At 37.4% G+C, this 20,745-nt stretch carries 22 protein-coding genes, 1 tRNA gene and 1 pseudogene; 17 read left to right on the top strand and 7 right to left on the bottom strand.

Annotated elements, in window-relative coordinates:
• Positions 1-154: 154 nt before the first annotated feature.
• A pseudogene (locus tag KUA57_RS01640) lies at positions 155-310 on the top strand (divalent metal cation transporter); the annotation flags it as partial.
• A 113-nt stretch (positions 311-423) separates the two neighbouring features.
• Here the strand turns inward: KUA57_RS01640 and KUA57_RS01635 are convergent.
• A complete protein-coding gene (locus KUA57_RS01635; protein WP_000710764.1) occupies positions 424-666 on the bottom strand; it encodes a type B 50S ribosomal protein L31 in 243 nt (80 codons plus the stop codon).
• Between the two features lie 95 nt (positions 667-761).
• Complete coding sequence (locus KUA57_RS01630) at positions 762-1,697, bottom strand: DHH family phosphoesterase (RefSeq protein ID WP_061864045.1); 936 nt, start codon at positions 1,695-1,697, stop codon at positions 762-764.
• Positions 1,698-1,800: 103 nt separating this feature from the next.
• Between KUA57_RS01630 and KUA57_RS01625 the strand changes: the two genes are divergently transcribed.
• The 10 genes from KUA57_RS01625 to KUA57_RS01580 all read left to right on the top strand — a co-directional run bounded on the left by KUA57_RS01625 (position 1,801) and on the right by KUA57_RS01580 (position 11,962).
• Complete coding sequence (locus KUA57_RS01625) at positions 1,801-2,244, top strand: flavodoxin (RefSeq protein ID WP_001162125.1); 444 nt, start codon at positions 1,801-1,803, stop codon at positions 2,242-2,244.
• Positions 2,245-2,359: 115 nt separating this feature from the next.
• The gene (locus tag KUA57_RS01620) at positions 2,360-2,626 is read left to right on the top strand and encodes a chorismate mutase (RefSeq protein ID WP_218493544.1); all 267 of its coding nucleotides are present in this window, start codon (positions 2,360-2,362) and stop codon (positions 2,624-2,626) included.
• Positions 2,623-2,997 carry a fluoride efflux transporter CrcB gene (gene crcB, locus KUA57_RS01615; protein ID WP_218493543.1) on the top strand — a complete coding sequence of 125 codons (375 nt, stop codon included), beginning with the start codon at positions 2,623-2,625 and terminating at the stop codon, positions 2,995-2,997. The genes KUA57_RS01620 and crcB (KUA57_RS01615) overlap by 4 nt, the downstream gene beginning before the upstream one ends.
• Positions 2,991-3,320, top strand: a complete 330-nt coding sequence (crcB, locus tag KUA57_RS01610; RefSeq protein WP_218493542.1) for a fluoride efflux transporter CrcB — start codon at positions 2,991-2,993, stop codon at positions 3,318-3,320. Before crcB (KUA57_RS01615) ends, crcB (KUA57_RS01610) begins: the two co-directional genes overlap by 7 nt.
• Positions 3,321-3,438: 118 nt before the next feature.
• Complete coding sequence (gene rplS / locus KUA57_RS01605) at positions 3,439-3,786, top strand: 50S ribosomal protein L19 (RefSeq protein WP_001068669.1); 348 nt, start codon at positions 3,439-3,441, stop codon at positions 3,784-3,786.
• A 42-nt stretch (positions 3,787-3,828) separates the two neighbouring features.
• Positions 3,829-3,900, top strand: a tRNA-Arg gene (locus KUA57_RS01600).
• 571 nt (positions 3,901-4,471) lie between these two features.
• On the top strand, positions 4,472-4,606 hold the full coding sequence (locus tag KUA57_RS01595; protein ID WP_218493574.1) for a helix-turn-helix domain-containing protein: 135 nt from the start codon (positions 4,472-4,474) through the stop codon (positions 4,604-4,606).
• Positions 4,607-4,648: 42 nt separating this feature from the next.
• Entirely contained in the window at positions 4,649-7,516 is a 2,868-nt protein-coding gene (locus KUA57_RS01590; protein ID WP_218493541.1) for an ATP-dependent helicase, read from the top strand.
• Positions 7,517-7,549: 33 nt separating this feature from the next.
• The gene (locus tag KUA57_RS01585) at positions 7,550-9,325 is read left to right on the top strand and encodes a DNA methyltransferase (RefSeq protein WP_218493540.1); all 1,776 of its coding nucleotides are present in this window, start codon (positions 7,550-7,552) and stop codon (positions 9,323-9,325) included.
• Between the two features lie 3 nt (positions 9,326-9,328).
• Positions 9,329-11,962, top strand: a complete 2,634-nt coding sequence (locus KUA57_RS01580) for a DEAD/DEAH box helicase family protein (RefSeq protein ID WP_218493539.1) — start codon at positions 9,329-9,331, stop codon at positions 11,960-11,962.
• Between the two features lie 245 nt (positions 11,963-12,207).
• Here KUA57_RS01580 and yidA read toward each other — a convergent pair whose 3' ends face one another.
• Entirely contained in the window at positions 12,208-13,014 is an 807-nt protein-coding gene (yidA, locus tag KUA57_RS01575) for a sugar-phosphatase (RefSeq protein WP_218493538.1), read from the bottom strand.
• A gap of 12 nt (positions 13,015-13,026) precedes the next feature.
• Positions 13,027-14,331, bottom strand: a complete 1,305-nt coding sequence (locus tag KUA57_RS01570) for an HD domain-containing protein (RefSeq protein WP_218493537.1) — start codon at positions 14,329-14,331, stop codon at positions 13,027-13,029.
• A 71-nt stretch (positions 14,332-14,402) separates the two neighbouring features.
• On the opposite strand from KUA57_RS01570, the gene KUA57_RS01565 reads away from it, so the two are divergent.
• Positions 14,403-14,780 carry a YwiB family protein gene (locus KUA57_RS01565; RefSeq protein ID WP_078352046.1) on the top strand — a complete coding sequence of 126 codons (378 nt, stop codon included), beginning with the start codon at positions 14,403-14,405 and terminating at the stop codon, positions 14,778-14,780.
• Positions 14,781-15,162: 382 nt separating this feature from the next.
• Here the strand turns inward: KUA57_RS01565 and KUA57_RS01560 are convergent, their stop codons facing one another.
• The 3 genes from KUA57_RS01560 to coaA form a co-directional block, all read right to left on the bottom strand.
• A complete protein-coding gene (locus KUA57_RS01560; RefSeq protein ID WP_218493536.1) occupies positions 15,163-15,696 on the bottom strand; it encodes a DNA topology modulation protein in 534 nt (177 codons plus the stop codon).
• A 51-nt stretch (positions 15,697-15,747) separates the two neighbouring features.
• On the bottom strand, positions 15,748-15,984 hold the full coding sequence (rpsT, locus tag KUA57_RS01555) for a 30S ribosomal protein S20 (protein ID WP_001274000.1): 237 nt from the start codon (positions 15,982-15,984) through the stop codon (positions 15,748-15,750).
• Between the two features lie 67 nt (positions 15,985-16,051).
• Entirely contained in the window at positions 16,052-16,972 is a 921-nt protein-coding gene (gene coaA, locus KUA57_RS01550) for a type I pantothenate kinase (RefSeq protein ID WP_020902939.1), read from the bottom strand.
• 200 nt (positions 16,973-17,172) lie between these two features.
• Between coaA and KUA57_RS01545 the strand changes: the two genes are divergently transcribed.
• From KUA57_RS01545 to KUA57_RS01525, 5 genes are all read left to right on the top strand, one after another.
• Positions 17,173-17,580, top strand: a complete 408-nt coding sequence (locus KUA57_RS01545) for a hypothetical protein (RefSeq protein WP_218493535.1) — start codon at positions 17,173-17,175, stop codon at positions 17,578-17,580.
• A gap of 203 nt (positions 17,581-17,783) precedes the next feature.
• On the top strand, positions 17,784-18,374 hold the full coding sequence (locus KUA57_RS01540) for a class I SAM-dependent methyltransferase (RefSeq protein WP_284691138.1): 591 nt from the start codon (positions 17,784-17,786) through the stop codon (positions 18,372-18,374).
• Entirely contained in the window at positions 18,371-19,648 is a 1,278-nt protein-coding gene (locus tag KUA57_RS01535; protein WP_218493534.1) for a pyrimidine-nucleoside phosphorylase, read from the top strand. Before KUA57_RS01540 ends, KUA57_RS01535 begins: the two co-directional genes overlap by 4 nt.
• Before the next feature lie 19 nt (positions 19,649-19,667).
• Entirely contained in the window at positions 19,668-20,330 is a 663-nt protein-coding gene (gene deoC, locus KUA57_RS01530; protein ID WP_218493533.1) for a deoxyribose-phosphate aldolase, read from the top strand.
• On the top strand, positions 20,317-20,706 hold the full coding sequence (locus KUA57_RS01525) for a cytidine deaminase (RefSeq protein ID WP_000246103.1): 390 nt from the start codon (positions 20,317-20,319) through the stop codon (positions 20,704-20,706). Before deoC ends, KUA57_RS01525 begins: the two co-directional genes overlap by 14 nt.
• Positions 20,707-20,745 lie beyond the last annotated feature (39 nt).

The raw sequence follows: 20,745 nt of genomic DNA, 5'->3' as shown, positions 1-20,745 counted from the left end.
GTTTTAACTATCATGCTTTCCTTAAGAATCGTTTCAAAATGTGATGTAATAAGAATAAATTGGAAATAGGAAATTATTTTCAAAATTCCATTACTAAACTAGGTAAAGACAAGATTAGAAAGTGAATATTCCGATGTCTTCTTACAAAAAGGTCTCTCTTCCATTCTCAATTTTTCCCTTAATTTATCTGACCTCTAAGAAGTCAGTGATGGGAGAATTCACCGATGCCAAGTGGAATACAATCCTAGGCTACGTAGTTTCAATCATCTTGACCATTCTCAATATCAAGCTTCTTTTCGACATTTTTTAACCCCGTTTGAAATCAATTATAGTGTCAGCGTGATGGTTGACAAATAGAAAGTAGTAGTGATTGGTTCATAAAAAGAAGAAAAAAAAGAACAGTTGAAACTGTTCTTTTTTTCATTATTTGAGACCGTATTTTTTGTTGAAACGATCCACACGTCCATCTGCTTGAGTGAACTTTTGACGTCCAGTGTAGAATGGGTGTGAGTCTGATGAAATTTCCACACGAATCAATGGGTAAGTTTCGCCTTCAAACTCAACTGTTTCGTTAGAGCGTTTTGTTGAACCGCTAAGGAATTGGTAACCAGTAGTTGTGTCCATGAAGACAACTGGGCGATATTCTGGATGGATATCTTTTTTCATTTTGCAATATTTCCTTTCTGCCATGGTCTCTTTGCGAGCCATAGATTGTTACCTTACTAGTCTATCAGATTATGAAATGTTTGGCAAGTATTTTATCAGTTTTTAAGCAAGTTTTTTAACTTTTGGTATATGATTTCGTTTTCCTCTAGGCTATAGGAATTAGCACCGCTTGCTAGAGGGTGGCCTCCTCCATCATGTTCTTTGGCAATTTCATTGATAGGATGAATTTTACTGCGTAAGCGAACGCGGTAGTGGCCATCAGCCTGCTCCACAAAAATTCCCCAGAGACTCACACTGTCAATGCGTCCAGGTGCACCGACAATGGCTGCAGTTTCAGCATCGGTAACATTGAATCGTTTCAAGATTTCCTGACTCAGAATCACGCGAGCTGCGCCATTTTCATCCACTTCCAGATGGTCGTAGATGTAGCCCTGAAGTTTAGCAATTTTGTAACTCATAGTGTCCATTTTGCGAGTGAGAGCCGCAAAGTCAAAGTTATGTTCTCTTAGATAAGCAGACAGGCGAAGAGTCCGTGCAGTGGTAGAAGGGTAGAGGAAGCGGCCTGTATCACCAATAATTCCTGCAAAGAGCAATTCAGCAGCGCGATCTGACAAGGCCAGTTGAGTTGTTTCTGCAAATAAGGTAATCATCTCGCTAGCGCTGCTTGAACTAGTATCCACCCAATATAGGTCACCGTATACATCATCATTTGGATGGTGGTCAATCTTAATGAGAAATTCACCTTGACTATAGCGCTTATCATCGATACGAGCAGTATTGGCCGTATCACAGACGATAACAAGTGCCCCTTGGTAGGCACTATCTTCAACAAAATCCATCTCAGCCATCCAAGTAAGAGTTGGTTCATCAAAACCAACTGCTTTGATAGTTTTTTCGGGGAAATGATGTTTGAGAAGAGCTTTCAATCCCACCTGACTTCCCAAGGCATCTGGGTCTGGTTTCATATGACGGTGAATGATAATCGTGTCGTATTCTTTGATTTTTTCTAAAATTTGATGGCAAATGTCCATAAATAACCTCAATTCTTTCTCATTTCATTGTAGCACAAGAATTTTTATTTTTAAAATGAAAAAGATGTGATATAATGGAGAAAGATAAATTGAGGAGGACGATATGGCATTAGCAAAAATTGTATTTGCCAGTATGACCGGTAATACCGAAGAAATTGCAGATATTGTAGCAGACAAATTACGTGACTTGGGCTTGGATGTCGATGTTGATGAATGTACAACTGTTGACGCTTCAGACTTCTTGGAAGCAGACATCGCTATCGTTGCGACCTATACTTATGGTGATGGTGAATTGCCAGATGAGATGATGGACTTCTACGAAGACCTAGCAGATCTTAACTTGAATGGTAAAATCTACGGAGTGGTCGGCTCAGGAGATACCTTCTACGATGAATTCTGTAAGGCTGTCGATGACTTTGACCGTGTTTTTGTAGCGACAGGAGCAGAAAAAGGTTCAGAGTGTGTCAAAGTTGATCTCTCTGCTGAGGAAGAAGACATTGAACGCTTGGAACAATTCGCAGAAGAATTGGCTGCTAAAGTAGGATAAGCATAAACGTGCGCTGATGTAATCAATCAGTGCATTTTTCTTATCGAGAGTTGGGATTTTACTAGCCTATTTGGTGGCTTTTTGATACAATAATTCAAATAAAGGAGTAGACTGTATGGATTTAGATATTATTCGTCAAGAAATTGATCAGATCGACGACCAAATTGTCAAACTGTTAGAAGAAAGAATGCATTTAGTTGAAGGGGTTGTCGCTTATAAGAAGGCTTCAGGGAAACCGATTTTAGATACCAAGAGAGAAGCAATTATTTTTGAAAAGGTTAGGAGTCGTGTAGAGGACAAGCGTTATCAGGAGACTATTGTCGCAATATTTTCGGACATACTCAAACGTTCGCGTGATTATCAGGATCAAAACATCAAATGAAAAAAGAACAATTTTATCCGCTAGGAATTTTTCTAGCTGCCATGTTGGGCGGACTTGTGCGCTACCTGGTTTCCACTTGGTTACCAGCCAGTCCAGATTTTCCTTGGGGAACTCTCTTTGTCAACTATCTAGGAATTTTCTGCTTGGTTTATCTGGTAAAAGGCTATCTGGTCTATAAGGGAACTAGTAAGGGATTGGTTTTAGCACTAGGTACAGGTTTTTGCGGAGGTTTAACAACCTTTTCTAGTCTCATGCTTGATGCTGTGAAACTGCTGGATACAGGGCGTTATCTTAGTTTAGTTATGTATTTGATTTTGAGCATTGGTGGAGGTCTATTCTTGGCTTATTTTCTAGGGAGGAAGAAATGGTAATCGTCTATCTTGCAATCGCTTGTGGCTTCGGAGCACTCGTACGGTATTTCTTTTCCCGCTATAATCAAGCTTCTAAATTGCCAGTCGGAACGCTCATAGCCAATCTTTTAGGTTGTTTTTTGATTGGATTATTCTACAATCATGTAGAATTCAAGGAAGTCTATGCTATTTTAGCGACGGGTTTTTGTGGAGGGTTAACAACTTTTTCGACCTTGAATGATGAACTGCAAAGACTGTTAAGTGATAAGAAGGTATTTTATAGCTATCTAGCCTTAACCTACCTAGGTGGTTTAGTTGCGATTTTTTTAGGAATTCTGCTATAAATTTCTTTACTTTTTTGTGGAAATTTGGTAAACTGTATCTTGTGTGTAATGGACGCACAAAAATACAGTTTATCCGCTGAGGAAGTTTCCTCAAGATTGACAAAGATAGGAGAATAAAATGAATCCATTAATCCAAAGCTTGACTGAAGGTCAACTTCGTACAGATATCCCATCATTCCGTCCTGGTGACACTGTTCGTGTACACGCGAAAGTTGTCGAAGGTAACCGTGAACGTATCCAGATTTTTGAAGGTGTTGTTATCGCACGTAAAGGTGCTGGCATCTCTGAAAACTACACAGTTCGTAAAATCTCTAACGGTGTAGGTGTTGAGCGTATCTTCCCAATCCACACTCCACGTGTTGAAAAAATCGAAGTTGTTCGTTACGGTAAAGTACGTCGTGCGAAATTGTACTACTTGCGTGCACTTCAAGGTAAGGCAGCTCGTATCAAAGAAATCCGTCGTTAATTCGACTCAAAAACTCTGCTCATTCAGCAGAGTTTTTCTCTAGCTCCCTTAGTTCAATGGATATAACAACTCCCTCCTAAGGAGTAGTTGCAGGTTCGATTCCTGCAGGGGGCATAATAAGAAGCGTAAAGAAATACAAACAAAATTCAAAGTGTTTATTTAATGACTCTTTCCACAATTTCATTTTCAAAAATAATTTAGTATTTTTAATTTTTTGAATAACTCTTGCCTAATTTTTGAACAAAAACTAATTCAAATCTTATCAGAATAGAATAAAGTAGATCAGGTGACTGGTCTATTTTATTGTAATTAGTCATTTGACTCTTCATTATTCAGATTTTAAAATAGTCAAATACAATAATATTTTAAGGGTTAAGAATCTTTCGATTTAATCTAGATGAAGAAATTTTGTCAAGATTTATATTGAAATTATTTTTTCAAGTAAATTAGATGATTTATTCGTACCTGATTAACAAAATGCAGGTATTTTATGATATAATTTTATAGATAATATATTTAAACAAGGTCTATTCTAAAGCTAATGATTGCGATTTCAAATTTAAGAATTTTTAGCAAATTTATTACTAGATAAATGGATTTTTACCTAGTTGGAAAAAGATCTTCCGGGGAAATTAAGATGAAATTATGATATAAAAATTTATTGGTAAAACTTGCTGAATTGGAAATGAAGAGAACTCAGTTTTCGTCAGCAAAACTTAGAAAAGGAGAAAACATAACAACGGATGTACTTCTAAAAATATGTGGATATTTGAATTGTGATATTGACAAAATTGTTGAAGTTGTACAGCATGAAGAATAAGGTTAAGAAAAAGTAAATCATAATAAAGAGGTATGAAAATTTATGTTTGATTTTGGAAATGCAAATGATGGACAAAGGAAAGCAATTTCTACTACAGAGGGGCCGGTTCTTATTACTGCCGGACCTGGAACTGGAAAGACTTACACTTTGGTTCAAAGAGCAATTTACTTAATTGAAGAATGTGGAATAAAACCTGAAGAAATATTTATTGCTACTTTTACAGAAAAAGCAGCTAAGGAGTTAATTACGCGTATCACAAATGAATTGGCTAGTAGAGATATCTCTGTTAATGTCAATGAGATGTATGTGGGCACGTTTCATTCTTTGTGTCTACGAATTATAAAAGACAACCTTGAATATACGAGATTAAAAAAAAATTACAGACTTCTAGATACTTTTGATCAGCAATACCTAGTTTTTAGGAGTATCTATAACTTTAGAACAATTGCAGGGATTGAAAATGTTATGCCTAGAGGTGGAGCATGGAAATGGGCACAAGCAATTTGTGAGCTATCAAATAATTTATCGGAAGAACTTGTAGATTTCAATTTAATGTTAGAAGATCCAGATGTTGAAATTTCTACTATTGCAAAAGTAGTAAGTGTTTATCAAAAAATGCTTGATGAGGAAAACTTGGTTGATTTTTCGTCTATCCAGACTGAATGCTATAGAATGCTTACAGAAAATTCAAATATTCTTGAATCGTTAAGAAGTAGTATTAAATACATTATGGTCGATGAATACCAAGATACAAACTATATTCAAGAACAGATAGTATTCCTTCTAGGAAAACATGAGAATATTTGTGTTGTAGGAGACGATGATCAAGGTCTTTATCGTTTTAGGGGTGCAACCATCCGAAATATACTGGAATTTCCTTCAAAGTTCGATGAAGGAAAATGTGAAGTTATTCCCTTGGTAGTGAATTATAGATCAGATAGTGATATCGTTGATTTCTATAATAAGTGGATGGATACTACTTCAGGATCAAAATTTAAATTTGAGTGGGGAAAATATAGATATTCAAAAAGAATTGAGCCACATGAAAAGTCTCCTATAAATAGTACTTGTGTTGCAAAATTAGCTAGTAAAGACGATGAGGATGAATGGCATGAGAATATCCTTAACTTTATAAATTGTCTTAAAGAATCAGGAAAGATACAGGATTATAATCAACTAGCTTTCTTATTTAGTTCAGTAAAGCATGAAAGAGTTATTAGTCTAGCTAGATTTTTGGAAAATAATCATATTAATGTTTATTCACCTAGGTCAGATATGTATTTTAAAAGAGATGAAATCATGCAGACTATAGGATGTCTTATGCTGATGTTTCCTAATTACGTAAATGGATTGGAAAAAGGAGAATATAAATACTTAGATATTAAACATTATTCTTACTTTAGTGACTGTATCAAAGCAGCTAATGAATTTGTGACTAAGCCTGAAAATATTGAATTGAAAAGATTTATTAGAGATCATGGTAAAGAGCATTTCTCTTTAGCTTCATCGTCTTCTGGAACGACAGATTATACGTATTCAGGATTAATTTACAGATTATTTATGTTTAAACCGTTTAGTGATATATTGGATACGGATCTAGAATTAGGAATTGTTGATATTAGACCAGCGAGAAACCTGGCCAAGCTAACTCAAATAGTCGGCAAGTTCGAGTATCTGCATAATATTGACGTCATCACTGGAAAATATATCTTAAAGAATACAGAACAATTATTCAATATGTATTTGAAACTTCTATATGATGGCGGAATCGCAGAGTATGAAGACGATGAAGAATATGCACCGAGTGGATGTGTATCATTCCTTACAATTCATCAATCAAAAGGTATGGAGTTCCCAGTAGTATTTGTTGATTCGCTTAGCAATGTTCCTAGAAAAAGCTATAAAGATATTTTAAGCCATATAGAGGAAAAGTATTATCATCGTGAGGCTTTCGAACCACATGATGTAGTGAAGATGTTTGATTTCTGGAGACTTTACTACACAGCATTTTCTAGGGCACAGAATTTATTGATTCTAACATGTAATGAAAACAAGAATACACCAAGCAAATACTTTAAAGAGGTGTACGATGAACTTCAACCTATTGCGTCAATTGATCTAAATGAATTTGATTTTAAAAAGGTGAAGAACGTGAATTTAAAAAACACATTTTCATTCACTTCTCATATTTCAGTATATGAAACTTGTGCACTTCAATACAAATTTTATAAAGAGTTAGAATTTATGCCGATTCGTCAGGGTGACATGCTTTTTGGTACTTTAGTTCATCAAACAATTGAAGATGTTCATAGAGCAGCACTAAAAGATGAAACTGCAAAGATTACTACAGATAATATTACTAATTGGTTTGCAAGTAACTATTTATCACTGATTAAGAGAGAACATGGATACTTAGCTGAAGGACAACGTAATGCAGCCTTAAATCAAGTTCTTCGATATGTAGAACGTCAAAATGGTAACTGGAGTTCAATTCAACAAGTAGAGGTTGACGTTAGTTTAGTGCAGCCAGATTATATCATAGAGGGTAAAATAGATCTGGTAAAAGGAGAGAATGGGACTGTAGAGCTCGTAGATTTTAAGTCTGAGAAGAAACCAGATATGGAAAAAATGAGAGATCGACTTGAACATTATCGAAGACAGCTTCATATTTATGCTTATCTTATTGAGCAGAGAACAGGTCAGAAGGTCAGCAAAATGCATTTATACTACACTGGTGAGGAAGATGGTAATCCGATGATTAGCTTTCCTTACACCAAAAGTGCTATCGATGGTACTGTGGCTGCATTTGATGATACTGTGCATAAGATATTAAGAAAAGACTTTAAAAATTGTTCGAATGATGCAAAAATTTGTTCGAACTGCGATTTCAGGCACTATTGTCATAAATAATCTTACTGAATAATGATTTTGGAGGAAATAAAAATGGAAGAACCAATCACTTTTGATTTTGAACAGAGACCGACTATAAAGGGGTTTCCAGAACTTAGGTGGACAGGTAAAAGACCGTATCGTTCGACACAGTATTACCCAGCTCAACTTCGTGAAAGGTACGGAGAAGAGAAGGATAATTGGATTAATAAAATTTTCTGGGGTGATAATCTCCAAGTAATGAGTCATATGCTTAAGGAATACCGTGGGAAAATTAATCTTATTTATATTGATCCCCCATTTGATTCTAAAGCAGATTATAAAAAGAAAATAGAAATAAAAGGAGTGGGAAAGACAGAAGCAGATTCATCTTCTTTCGAAGAAAAACAGTATGGAGATATTTGGACCAATGATGAGTACCTTCAATTTATGTATGAAAGATTAATTCTATTGAGGGAATTATTATCAGATTCTGGAACGATATTTTTGCACTGCGATTGGCATAAATCTCATCATTTGAGAATGCTAATGGATGAAGTGTTCAGCCCTAATAATTTTATTGATGAAATTGTGTGGGGGTATGAAGATATAGGTAGTAGAGCTGTTAAGTACTTTAAGAGAAAACATGACACAATACTAATGTATTCTAAAACTGCATCAGAAGATAGGACTTTCAACATACTTAGAAAGCGTTTGTCGGAAAGTACCATTAAGCGTTATCAGTCATATTTTGATGATGATGGGAAAATATCTTATCAAAAACTAAAAGATACAAATCCTGGAGTCTTTGCGAAATTGAAAGGCATACCAGAAGATTTGTCAGAGACTTGGTTGGATATTAATAATGGTGCACCTTTATCTGATTGGTGGGTAGATATTTCTGCATTAAAGAATGGGTTCGCTGAAGCCACTGGATATCCAACACAAAAGCCTGAAGCTTTACTTGAAAGAATAATCATGGCATCTTCCAATCCAGGAGACTTAGTTTTTGATTGCTTTATGGGTAGTGGTACTACTCAGGCTGTTGCCATGAGATTAGGTCGAAGATTCATTGGTTCAGATATAAATCTTGGTGCTGTACAAACGGCCACAAAAAGACTAATTAATTTAGCAAAAGAAATACAATTAGATGATATTTATGATAATTTGGAAGTTTATAATGTTAATAATTATGATTTCTTCAGAAATCAAATTGAAGCAAAAAACTTGATTGTGGAAGCCTTGGAAATTCAACCGTTCAAACAAGGAAATATATGGGATGGAGAGTTGGACGGTCGAATGGTTAAGATTATGCCAGTAAATAGAATTGCTACTAAAGCAGATCTCGAAGAACTAAAAGCAAATCTTCCATATAAGACTTATGAAAAAATAAAAGAGGAAAATCCTCGTCAGGCAGTGGAACAGATTACCATAGTGTGCATGGGACATGAACCTGGTCTAAAAGCTTCTCTTGAACAGTCCTTGGCAGATTATAAGGTTGATGTGCAAATAGTAGATATATTACGAGATAAATCAGATCTTCAACTAAAGAGAGAGGCAGAGGCTGAGATTGTACGAGAAGGTAATCAGCTTATTGTTCGTTCATTTTACCCGATGAATCTAATGCAAAAACTCTCTTTACAAAAAGAGTATGTGGATGATTGGAAACAATTAGTTGAATCAATTATTATTGACTGGAATTATGACGGTGCTGTTATGCAACCAACGGTAACAGATGTTTCAGATAAAAACTCTTTTGTTTCTGGGGTTTATGAAATACCAGAAAGTGCAGGGAATATCAAGGTTAAAATAACAGATTTACTATCAGAATCATTAGAGAAGGAGGTGTAGCATATGGCTAAACAGTCTTCAATGATGTTCGTAGAAGATTTTGCATTCTATGAGCAACTATGGTGGTACTACACTTCAAATAGGGGGAAAATTCGTTCTAGATATAATGATCTTACAAAGAAATTTCTTGCATATAACGATAAGAATGAAAATACAAATGCATTCTTGCGTAAACCACAATTTGAAGCTTTAGAAATGTATGTATTTATTAAGGAGTTTATGAATAATGCACACATGTACGAGATGTTTGACGATTGGAGAAATCGTAAGGATAAGTTTGCAGATGCGTCTTACTACAGTATTCATAAAGGTGGACAGGGTTCAATTATCGATCTTGGAGATGAACAGAATGAGCTCATCTTCAAACAGATGAAGAAGTACAAAGAATCTTATCCAAACTATATTTACGCACTTACTATGGGGCTTGGTAAGACCATTCTTATGGGGACATGTATTTTTTATGAATTCTTGTTAGCAAACAAGTATCCTAAGGATAAAAGATTCTGTCACAATGCACTTGTGTTTGCACCAGATAAGACAGTACTTGAATCTTTACGTGAGATCATAACTCTTGATAAGACGAAAGTTGTACCACCAGAATATGCTCGTGTACTCGATGCAAATATCAAGTTCCACTATTTGGATGAGAGTGGTACTACTCTCCACACAATAGATGATTCAGCCTTTAATATTATAATTTCTAATAATCAAAAAATTATTGTTAAGAAAAAGCGCAAAGAAGATAAACCAACAGATGTATTGTTCTCTGGTAGTTCATTACTTGCTGATATTTATGGAGATGACGATGATGGTGATGTGTGGGATGATACAAGTTTAATGGATAATCAAAGATTTAAAAAACTGTGTCGTTTGCCACAGCTTGGAGTTTATGTTGACGAGGCACATCATTTATTTGGAGCAAACTTGGAAAAAGAATTAAGAGCGGGTGGCACAAATAAGACAACATTGAGAAATACTATTAACATGCTTGCAGAAGCAACATCTATTGTTGCGTGCTATAACTACACAGGTACTCCATACGTAAAAAAACAAGTATTGCCAGAAGTTGTTTATGCCTATGGTCTTAACGAATCGATTAGAAATGGTTTTTTAAAAGATGCAGATCCTATTGGTTTTGATAACGTAAAGAACGAAGAGTTCTTGAATAAGTCAATCACAACGTTCTGGGAAAGATATGGTGGCAAGACCTACGAGGGGCTTCCTCCTAAGATGGCAATTTTTGCGACTAGTGTTGCAGAAGCTACGGACGTAGTAAGGCCTATAGTGGAGAAGGTGTTAAGTGAACTTGATGTGCCATTAGATACAATCTTAGTTAATACAGGTGATTCGACTGTGACTAAGAACGAAGACATCAGAAATTTTAACAATCTTGATGTTCTCGGAACAGAAGGAAGTAAAAAACAATTTATTATCCTTGTTGAAAAAGGACGTGAAGGATGGAATTGTCGCTCTTTATTGAGTATCGCTCTATTCCGCAGTCCTAAATCTAAGATTTTTGTATTGCAAGCAACTATGAGATGTTTGAGAAAACTTACAGATGAGCAACTTAAGGCTACAGTTTTCTTGTCAAAGGAAAATTTAGATACGCTAGATGCTGAACTTCGTAATAACTATAATATGGAGATTAGTGACCTGGGTAAAAGACCTAAAAAGAAAAAGAGCAATTATAAAGTTCGAGTTTTACCGCCACCAAGAAGCATAAAAATGAAACGTATCTGGCATGAGTACTCATTGATTGAAAAGGATTATTCTGAACCAATAAACTTCGAAATACAACAGATTGATGAAACAAAGTATGAATCTAGAATGTATGAAAAAGGCAGTATTAGGTTAGATATGTCTGCAAAAGAAACCATCATTGATGATATTAAAGAACAGACTAAGTTCAGTAGATTTTCTTTGGTTGGAGAAATCTCACGTTATATGAATTTATCTTGTTTGATGATTGAGCCTATTTTGAAAGAATCTGTTGATGGGTTTGATGAAATTGTTGATGCAGTTAACAGACATAATGAGATTTTAGATGATATCATAATACCTAAAGTATTCCATGCTTTGTATGAAGTTAAATCAGAGCAGAAGAATGAAGATATAGATGTAGTTCTACTTAAAGAACCAAAGGATGCAGGTTATTATGAATTTTCAGCGGAAGCAAGTCTAGTCATTGAAAAAGAACATAATAGCTTTACTGATGCGGAGATAGCTAAAAGCTTCCATGCGGATACATATTGCTTCGATTCTAAGCCGGAGAAAGAATGCTTCTTGCAGTATATCTCTAATGTGAATGTGGAAGAGATTTATTTTACTGGAATGTTTACGGCAAACCAAGGTGACTTATTCGTGCAATATTATGATCCAGAATCTAAGAGGATAAGACAGTACTATCCTGATTTCTTGGCTAAGATGGCTGATGGTTCTTATCAGATCATAGAAGTAAAAGGTGACAATATGATTGATGATGAGGTTGTAAAAGCCAAGGCGGAAGCAGCTGAAGAAATGTCAGTCGCTAGTGGTATGAGATATATCATGTATGCTGGTAATGATATTATGAAGCGAAATGTTCTAGATAGTACAACTGATTCTGCTCAGAACAGTTTATTTGAAAGTACAAATTGAACTTTTAATTTTGTCATGTCTTTTATTATTGTTGTAAAGAAGAGTGTCGCTTTCCCATTAATGTACAATTGATGATTACTAATAACTGAAAAAAATTAAGCAAAACTTTTGACCAAAAATTGACCAAGTAAGACAGAAATACCTTTAAAATAAGGCTTTGAGATCTGTTTTTCGATTCCTGCAGGGGGCATGTAATTAGACATCAAAAACCGCTCAGCTGAGCGGTTTTCGTCTATTTTTTTCTTTTACAGTACCCATGTACGGATAGCATGGGCAACGCCAGATTCGTCATTTGTTTTAGTGATGTATTTGGCGATTTTTTTGAGTTCTGGATTTCCATTTTCCATAACAACGGGATTCCCAACGACTGCTAGCATAGCACGATCATTTTCTTCGTCACCGATCGCCATGGTTTCATCTTTGGTCAATTCTAGTTTTTCAGCTAAGTGAGTAATGGCTGAGCCCTTGTCTACATTCTTTTTAAGGAGTTCAAGGTAGAAAGGAGCAGATTTGTTAATAGAGTAGCGCTCGTAAAATTCTGCTGGTATCTTTTCAATGGCAGCATCGAGAATTTCTGGTTCATCGATAAACATACACTTGACGATTTCTTTATCAGCCATTTCTTCAGGAGTGCGGTAGAAGATAGGCATGCTGACGAGGGTTGATTCGTGCACTGTGTATTTTCCGATATTGCGATTGGCAGTGTAGATTCCATCCTTGGTAATAGCGTGCATGTGGACACCGAGCTTACGACTGAGAAATTCCATATCCAGATAATCCTCATAAGTCAAGGATTCGCTGATAATCTCATGTCCTGTAGCAGTTTCTTGGACAAGGGCACCATTGAAGGTCACGACATAGTCACCCTCGTCTCTCAACTGCAAGTCATCCAGAAGTTTGGCAACACCTGCGATAGGGCGGCCAGTAGCAATCACGACTTTGACACCAGCTTCTTTGGCATCTTGGATGGCAGAAAAGACTTCAGGAGTAATCTCCTTTTGGCTATTGACTAGGGTTCCGTCGATATCGACGGCGATTAGTTTAATACTCATAAAATTCCTCTTCTAGTTTTTATTTGGGGTAAAATGATCGTTCTCAATCAAGTGTAAAAATTGCTGGGTAATGCTTGCGAAGATACTGTTTTGGTCCAACATTTCTTTTGGAAAATAAAAGCGATTATCTCCGTGGCGACTGCCAGCAAGGGATTGGACGATAGGAGACAGGCTAGAGAGTTCTGCCAGTTCTCCATTTTTTTGTAAAATCTCAATCTGTGTTCGCGGATTTTCAGATTCGGGACGATAGATATCATAAGGGAGGTCGAAGTTCTTATGAATAGCAGTGTAGTAGTCTGGATCAAAACCAATTTCTTCAACCAATTTTCTCATGCTAGCGAGTTGCTCTTGGTCTTTTTCTGAAAAAGTAATGGACTTAAAGACCTTACGGTTGACAAAGCGTTGCGACAGGTCTGCAAGAATCTTATCAGGACTGGTCATCCAGAGCTGGAAGTAGGTATTCATCACACCATCATCTAGAGCCAGATAATCAGACAAGGTAACATTTTTTTCAAAGAAAGGTAGGAGATGTGGAGAAGTTCGTGCAAAGAAGTCCTTGTCTGCAGGATAGAGTTCCTTGGCGCGCTTGAGGAGATTCTGTAGGAGAACTTCCATGGCTCGTGTTGCTGGGTGGAAATAAACCTGCATATACATCTGGTAGCGACTGAGGACATAGTCTTCGATGGCATGCATGCCATTGCGCTGAAAGGCGATACCATTTTCGACAGGACGAATGACTCGGAGGATTCGAGTCAGGTCAAATTCTCCATAAGATGCTCCTGTAAAATAAGAGTCGCGTAAGAGATAGTCCATACGGTCTGCATCAATCTGGCTGGAAATGAGCTGCACAACCTGCTTGTTAGGATAGGTATGATCAATAACACTGGCTACCTTTTCTGGAAAATCTGGCGCCACTTGTAGTAGGACTTGGTGAATCTCTGTCTCAGGACTTTGAATAATCTCCTGAGTGATGGCTTCATGGTCTGTATCAAAGAGATGTTCAAAAGTATGGGAGTAGGCGCCATGCCCAAGGTCATGTAGGAGAGCAGCTGTCATAGTCAAGAGAGACTCGGCAGGATTCCATTCTTCGGGATATTTTTCTTCAAAAATCTCTGTGATGCGTCGTGCAATTTCATAGACTCCTAGACAGTGAGAGAAGCGACTATGCTCTCCACCGTGGAAGGTATAACTGGAAGTTCCTAGTTGTTTAATACGGCGCAAGCGTTGAAATTCTTTTGTATTGATCAAGTCGTAGATGATTTGATTATTAACATGGATGTAGTTGTGAACTGGGTCACGGAATACTTTTTCGTTCATATGACCATTATAGCAAAATCCTGCTCTTTTTGGTAAAATAGTAGGACAAGAGACAAGAAAGAGGACTTGATGTGAAGATTCGGATGCGAAATACGATTCAGTTTGATGAACAGTTGGAAGTGATTGACCAACTCTATGATGTAGAAGTGCATGAAAAGGGAGATTATAGCTACCTGCTTTTCTATAATGAGGAAAAGGAAAAAGTAGTTATTAAATTTCATGGTCAAGAACTGGTGATGAGCCGATTTTCCAATCCCAAGACCATTATGCGCTTTCTAAAGGATAGTGATAGTTTGGCCTATATTCCTACACCCATGGGCATGCAGGAGTTTATTATCCAAACCAGTCGTTATGAAGTTGATGGGCAAAAGATTCATTTAGACTATCAACTACAAAATCAAGAGGGACATCCCTTTGCCAGCTATCAATTGGAAATTACTTGGGGCTAGGTATGACTGGGGACGAGGTTATAGCAACGAAGCTGGTAAAGTTTATGAAATCAAGCTTTTCTTGCACATTTTTAGTAGCTGAAACCTTTATTTTTTCAGATTAAGGTTATAATACTCATTTCATTGCCTATTATTTATTAAAGCTAAATATAATACCCGTCTCCCCTTATACTCGTTTCAAATGAGTAGAGTGGATTTGAGACCTAGCGATTGTGATTATTGTATATTCAAAATCTAAAAATTGATAAAAGGGACAGTGAATGTCCCTTTTCATTTCTATAGAATTCAGAGTTTTAGATAGGATAGATTGGTAAATAATGAAGAAAATATTTTGGGAAAATAGCCCCCAAAAAGGGGATTTGTCTTCCAAATAGTACTAACATTATCCATGTTGGTTTTTCTTCTTGTTTTCGTGAGTCTTTATAAAGTAATCTATCTCCTTTTGAGACCTAAGGATAACAACTTTATCTGGATAGGTTTCTTGAACCCACTTGTAGCGTTCTTTAGCAGTTTTGCTCCGTCCATCCCAGAGAATCCATCTGACAAACTCCCAATTAAATTGTTCTTGACAACCGGCTGCCATACTTTCTCTAACCTTGCCTCTGTATGTGAGATACCGTTTAAAGGCTCGAAAGAGACAGGTCAATGGCGAAAAATTGAGAAAGATGATCTGGTCAGCTCCTTTCATTCTTTCTTCGTAATAGCACCAAGAATAATTACCATCTATGACCCAAGTTTCCTGCTTGGTGAGAAAATTTTTCATCTCATCCAACATCCATTCACGGTCACTGTCTTGCCAACCGGGTTGAAATTGGAGTGTGTCCATGTGAAGTTTTGGGATGGAGTAGCAGTGAGACAACTTTTCAGCTAGAGTTGACTTACCAGCACCAGAATATCCGATAATTGCGATTTTCATTTTCTACCTTTTCCTATTTGAGGACAAAAAAACAGCCTCTATGGACTGTTCTTATTTAGCAAGTTTAGCTGAAAGACGAGCTTTATCGCGGCTTGCTTTGTTTTTGTGAATCAAACCTTTAGTTTCTGCTTTATCGATAGCTGAGCTAGCAGCACGGAAAAGTTCTTCAGATGGGTTTGCTTCGAAAGCTTTGATAGCAGTACGCATAGCTGATTTTTGAGCTGAGTTCTTTTCGTTTTGTTTAACGTTCAATTCAGCGCGTTTGATAGCTGATTTAATGTTTGCCAATGTTCTTACCTCCATATTTACTAACTATACCATTATATCTGAAAACTTACGTTTTGACAAGGGAAAATTATTTTTTTAAGTAAATTTCATCGATTTCATGGTTCTTTGTTTTATGAAGAATCACTTCCGCACGATTTCTGGTTGGTTCAATATAATTTTGTAGATTTGTGAGATTGATACTAGTCCAGACCTGATGGGCAAAGGATTCCACTTCTCCAATCGGCATTTGTGTAAAACGATAATAGTAGCTATCAGGGTCGTTTTGGGCTAGGCTCAGCATCTTCAAGAAACGGTCCAGATACCAACTCTCGATGTCATCGACTGCAGCATCAACATAGATGGAAAAGTCAAAAAAGTCAGTAATGTAGAGACGCTCGTTTTGTGGATTTTGAAAAACGTTAATCCCTTCGACAATGACAAAGTCAGCTGCTTTGACGCTTTGCTTTTCCTCGGGTACGATGTCGTAGACTTCATGAGAATAGACAGGAATATCTACATCTTGTCCATTTTTGATGTGGTCCAGGAAGTTGAGAAGAGCTTCCATATCATAGCTTTCAGGAAATCCCTTGCGATTTAAAATCCCCTGTTCAATCAAGGTCTGGTTGGGATAGAGAAAGCCGTCAGTTGTTACCAACTCAACCCTAGCATCTGTAAGTGTACGGGACAGTAGGATTTGAAGCAGGCGACTGGTTGTGGATTTTCCAACGGCAACACTCCCAGAAACTCCAATAATAAAAGGTTGGGATTTGCTTTCACGTTGAAGAAAAATCCCTTTTGAGAAGGCCAAATCATCCTTGGTACGCTTGTAAATCTGGATGAGATGGGCTAGGGGTAGATAGACATCGGTAACATCCTGCAAGCTAATCTGGTCATTAAAACTCTTGATGGATTCTAATTCCTCTTCTGTCAAAGGAGGTGTTGTCTTCCGATGTAACGATTGCCAAGTCTGGCGGCTGATTTTTTCAAAATGTAAAAATTCGTTGGTCATTTGTTTTCCCCTAGATATTTTGTTTATCATACCATAAAAAGCTAAAAAAATAAAGCGGTTTCTTGAATGTGTTAAGTCAATAGTATATAATATAAGTAGATAGAGGATGAACAATTTATTGATGAAGTAGGAGCTACTTTCTCCTGATTTATAAGCTAATAAAGGGGGCTTTGGGATTCACAACTTATAGGAGGTGTGACATGAAAATATTAAAAAGTTATATATTGGAACTCTGTTTTATTTTAAGTTTTGCCTTACCTTTTTTAAAAGGAGCGAATGCGGATAATGGTAGACGTTTTGTGGAAACCTATTACGGTTTTACTTTTTTGATGGAACATGCCATTGTAACAGCTGTCTTTATCTGTTCGCTCTTAATTGCTTGCCTACTAAAAAAACGGTGGACGAAATGGCTTGCTACTGGTAGTTATTTCTTTTTAGTTCTATGGATTGCTACAGAGGGTTATTTCTTCCGCATGTCATTAGAAGATTTGATACGACTTTGGACAAGTTTGGAATTCCTGACAAAAACGTATCAGTTGGGCTTTTATCTAAATATTTTGTTGGGAATTCTCTTGATAATTAAGTATCTGAAGGTTAAGCAATCGTAATAAAAATACGCCCGATTATAGATGATAAACTTTTTTTATCCTGACTATGATATTTCTAGTTCTAAATGGTTTATCATTCATCTATAAGTGTTAAAAGAGATTGAAGAAAAGGTTTTACCTACTAGCTTTTTTCAGTCTTTTTCGTTTTATTATCAATTTGTAAACGATTTACAATTTAAGACAAATTATGGTAAAATAGTTTCATGAGTAAAATGTATTATGCAGAAAATCCTGACGCTGCTCACGACATTCATGAGTTGAGAGTGGAATTGTTGGGAGAAAAAATGACCTTTTTGACGGATGCGGGTGTTTTTAGCAAGAAAATGATTGACTTTGGAAGTCAACTCTTGCTCAAGTGTCTTGAGGTCAATCAAGGAGAAACTGTCCTTGATGTAGGCTGTGGTTACGGACCTTTGGGCTTGTCTTTATCTAAGGCTTATGGAGTTCAGGCGACCATGGTCGATATCAATAATCGTGCCTTGGATTTGGCGCGACAAAATGCTGAACGAAATAAAGTAGAAGCGACGATTTTCCAGTCCAACATCTATGAACAAGTTGAAGGCACATTTGACCATGTCATTTCCAATCCTCCTATCCGTGCGGGCAAGCAAGTGGTTCATGAAATCATTGAGAAAAGTAAAGATTTCTTGGAAACTGATGGAGATTTAACAATCGTTATCCAGAAGAAACAAGGGGCCCCAAGTGCTAAGTCCAAGATGGAAGAGGTGTTTGGCAATTGTGAAATCGTCAAAAAAGATAAGGGATACTATATCCTTAGAAGTGTGAAAGAATGAGAGCAGTTGATTTAATCCAAAAGAAACGAGACGGTCAAGAACTGACTTCGGGTGAAATTGAATGGCTGGTAGAAGGCTATGTGTCAGGAACTGTTCCTGATTATCAGATGTCTGCCTTTGCTATGGCTGTTTATTTCAAAGGAATGACGACTCGAGAAATCTCTGACCTAACTATGAAGATGGTCAAGACAGGTCAAGAGTTTGATTTATCTGCTATTGATGGGGTTAAGGTTGACAAGCATTCTACGGGTGGTGTTGGTGATAAGGTGACCTTGATTTTGGCTCCTCTTGTTGCTAGCTTCGGTGTGCCTGTGGCAAAAATGAGTGGTCGTGGTCTCGGCCATACTGGTGGGACAATTGATAAATTGGAGTCCATTAAGGGTTATCAAGTGGAACGCAGTCAAGAGGATTTTATTCGTCAGGTTCAGGATATTGGTGTATCTATCATTGGGCAATCAGACCAGCTTGTCAAAGCTGACAAGCTTCTCTATGCCCTTCGTGATGTGACCGCAACTGTCGACACGATTCCTTTGATTGCGAGTTCAGTGATGAGCAAGAAAATCGCGGCAGGAGCGGATGCTATCTTGCTAGATGTGACTGTCGGTGAGGGTGCCTTCATGAAGACGGTTGATGAGGCGCGTGAATTGGCTCAAACCATGGTGGAACTTGGTAAGGCAGTTGGTCGAAAGACGGTAGCAGTGATTACGGATATGAGTCAGCCCTTGGGACGAGCGATTGGAAATCGTCTGGAGATCCTTGAAGCATTGGAGATTTTACAAGGGCAAGGTCGTCAGGATATTACCCACTTCATCTGTGAATTGGCTCAAATAATGCTTGGTTTAGCAAATGTAAACAAGACAGTTGAAGAAGTTCGCCAACATCTTGAAAATGGCCAAGCGCTGGCTAAGTTTGAGGAAATGGTCCAAGCCCAAGGTGGAGACTTGGAAGACCTCTATCGTCCTGTAAATGTAGCCCATGTGGTGGAAATCCCTGCTCATGAAACGGGTGTCATTTCAGCTCTTCCAGCTATGGAATTTGGACTTTATGCTATGAGACTGGGGGCGGGCCGTGCAGTCAAGTCTGATGCCTTGGACTATGAAACAGGAATTGTTTTTGAAAAGAAAGTTGGAGATTCCGTTCAAAAGGGAGAAATTGTTGCAAAAGTATACACAAATGGAAAAATTTCTCCTCAGCTAGTTACAGATTTTCAAAAATATGTTAAAATAAATGACAGGGTGCAAAGTTTACGAGAAATTATAGAAATCATCTCATAAACCGCAGGAGAATCCGAATATGAAATTAAATAAATATATCGATCATACGCTTTTAAAACAGGATGCAACAAAAAATCAGATTGATTGTTTGTTGTCTGAGGCTAGAGAGTATGATTTTGCCAGTGTTTGCGTTAATCCGACCTGGGTAGAACATGCCAAAAAAGGGCTTGAAGACACAGATGTCAAGGTCTGTACAGTAGTAGGTTTCCCTTTGGGGGCAACAACTTCAGCTGTAAAAGCTTTTGAAACCAAAGAAGCTATTCAAAATGGTGCAAATGAGATTGATATGGTGATCAATGTTGGGGCTCTTAAATCAGGTGATTTGGCCCTGGTAGAGTCAGATATTCGTGCAGTAGTGGAAGCAAGTGGTGACAAGTTGGTAAAAGTCATCATTGAAGCTTGCTTATTGACAGACCAAGAAAAAGTTGTGGCTTGTCAATTAGCCCAGAAAGCGGGAGCTGATTTTGTTAAAACATCTACTGGCTTTTCAACTGGTGGCGCTACGATAGCAGATGTTACATTAATGCGTGAAACAGTTGGACCTGATATGGGAGTCAAGGCTGCTGGCGGAGCCCGTTCTTATGCAGATGCTCTTGCCTTTGTGGAAGCAGGTGCGACCCGTATCGGAACGTCAGCTGGGGTAGCAATTCTAAAAGGAGAATTGGCAGATGGCAACTACTGAGTTGATTGAACTAGCAATTGAAACCAGCAAGAAAGCCTATGTACCCTATTCTCACTTTCCAGTCAGTGCTGTTCTAGTGGCAAAAGATGGTAGTATTTATACAGGTGTCAATATCGAGAATGCTAGTTATTCTTTGACCAACTGTGGAGAACGTACAGCGATTTTTAAAGCAGTTTCTGAAGGCCAAAGAGAATTTTCAGAATTGATTGTCTATGGAGAGACTGAAAAACCAATCTCACCATGTGGTGCTTGTCGCCAAGTGATGGCTGAATTTTTTGAACAAGATCTAAAAGTGACCTTAGTCGCAAAAGATAAATCGACGGTCGAGATGACGGTCGGGGAATTACTTCCATATTCTTTTACAGACTTAAACTAGTCTGAGTCGCTCTATGAGTGGCACGGTCCTTGTGGCCAA

Source organism: Streptococcus vulneris, from assembly GCF_019218685.1.
Taxonomy (GTDB): Bacteria; Bacillota; Bacilli; order Lactobacillales; family Streptococcaceae; genus Streptococcus; species Streptococcus vulneris.
This window is presented reverse-complemented; position numbering and strand designations above follow the sequence as displayed.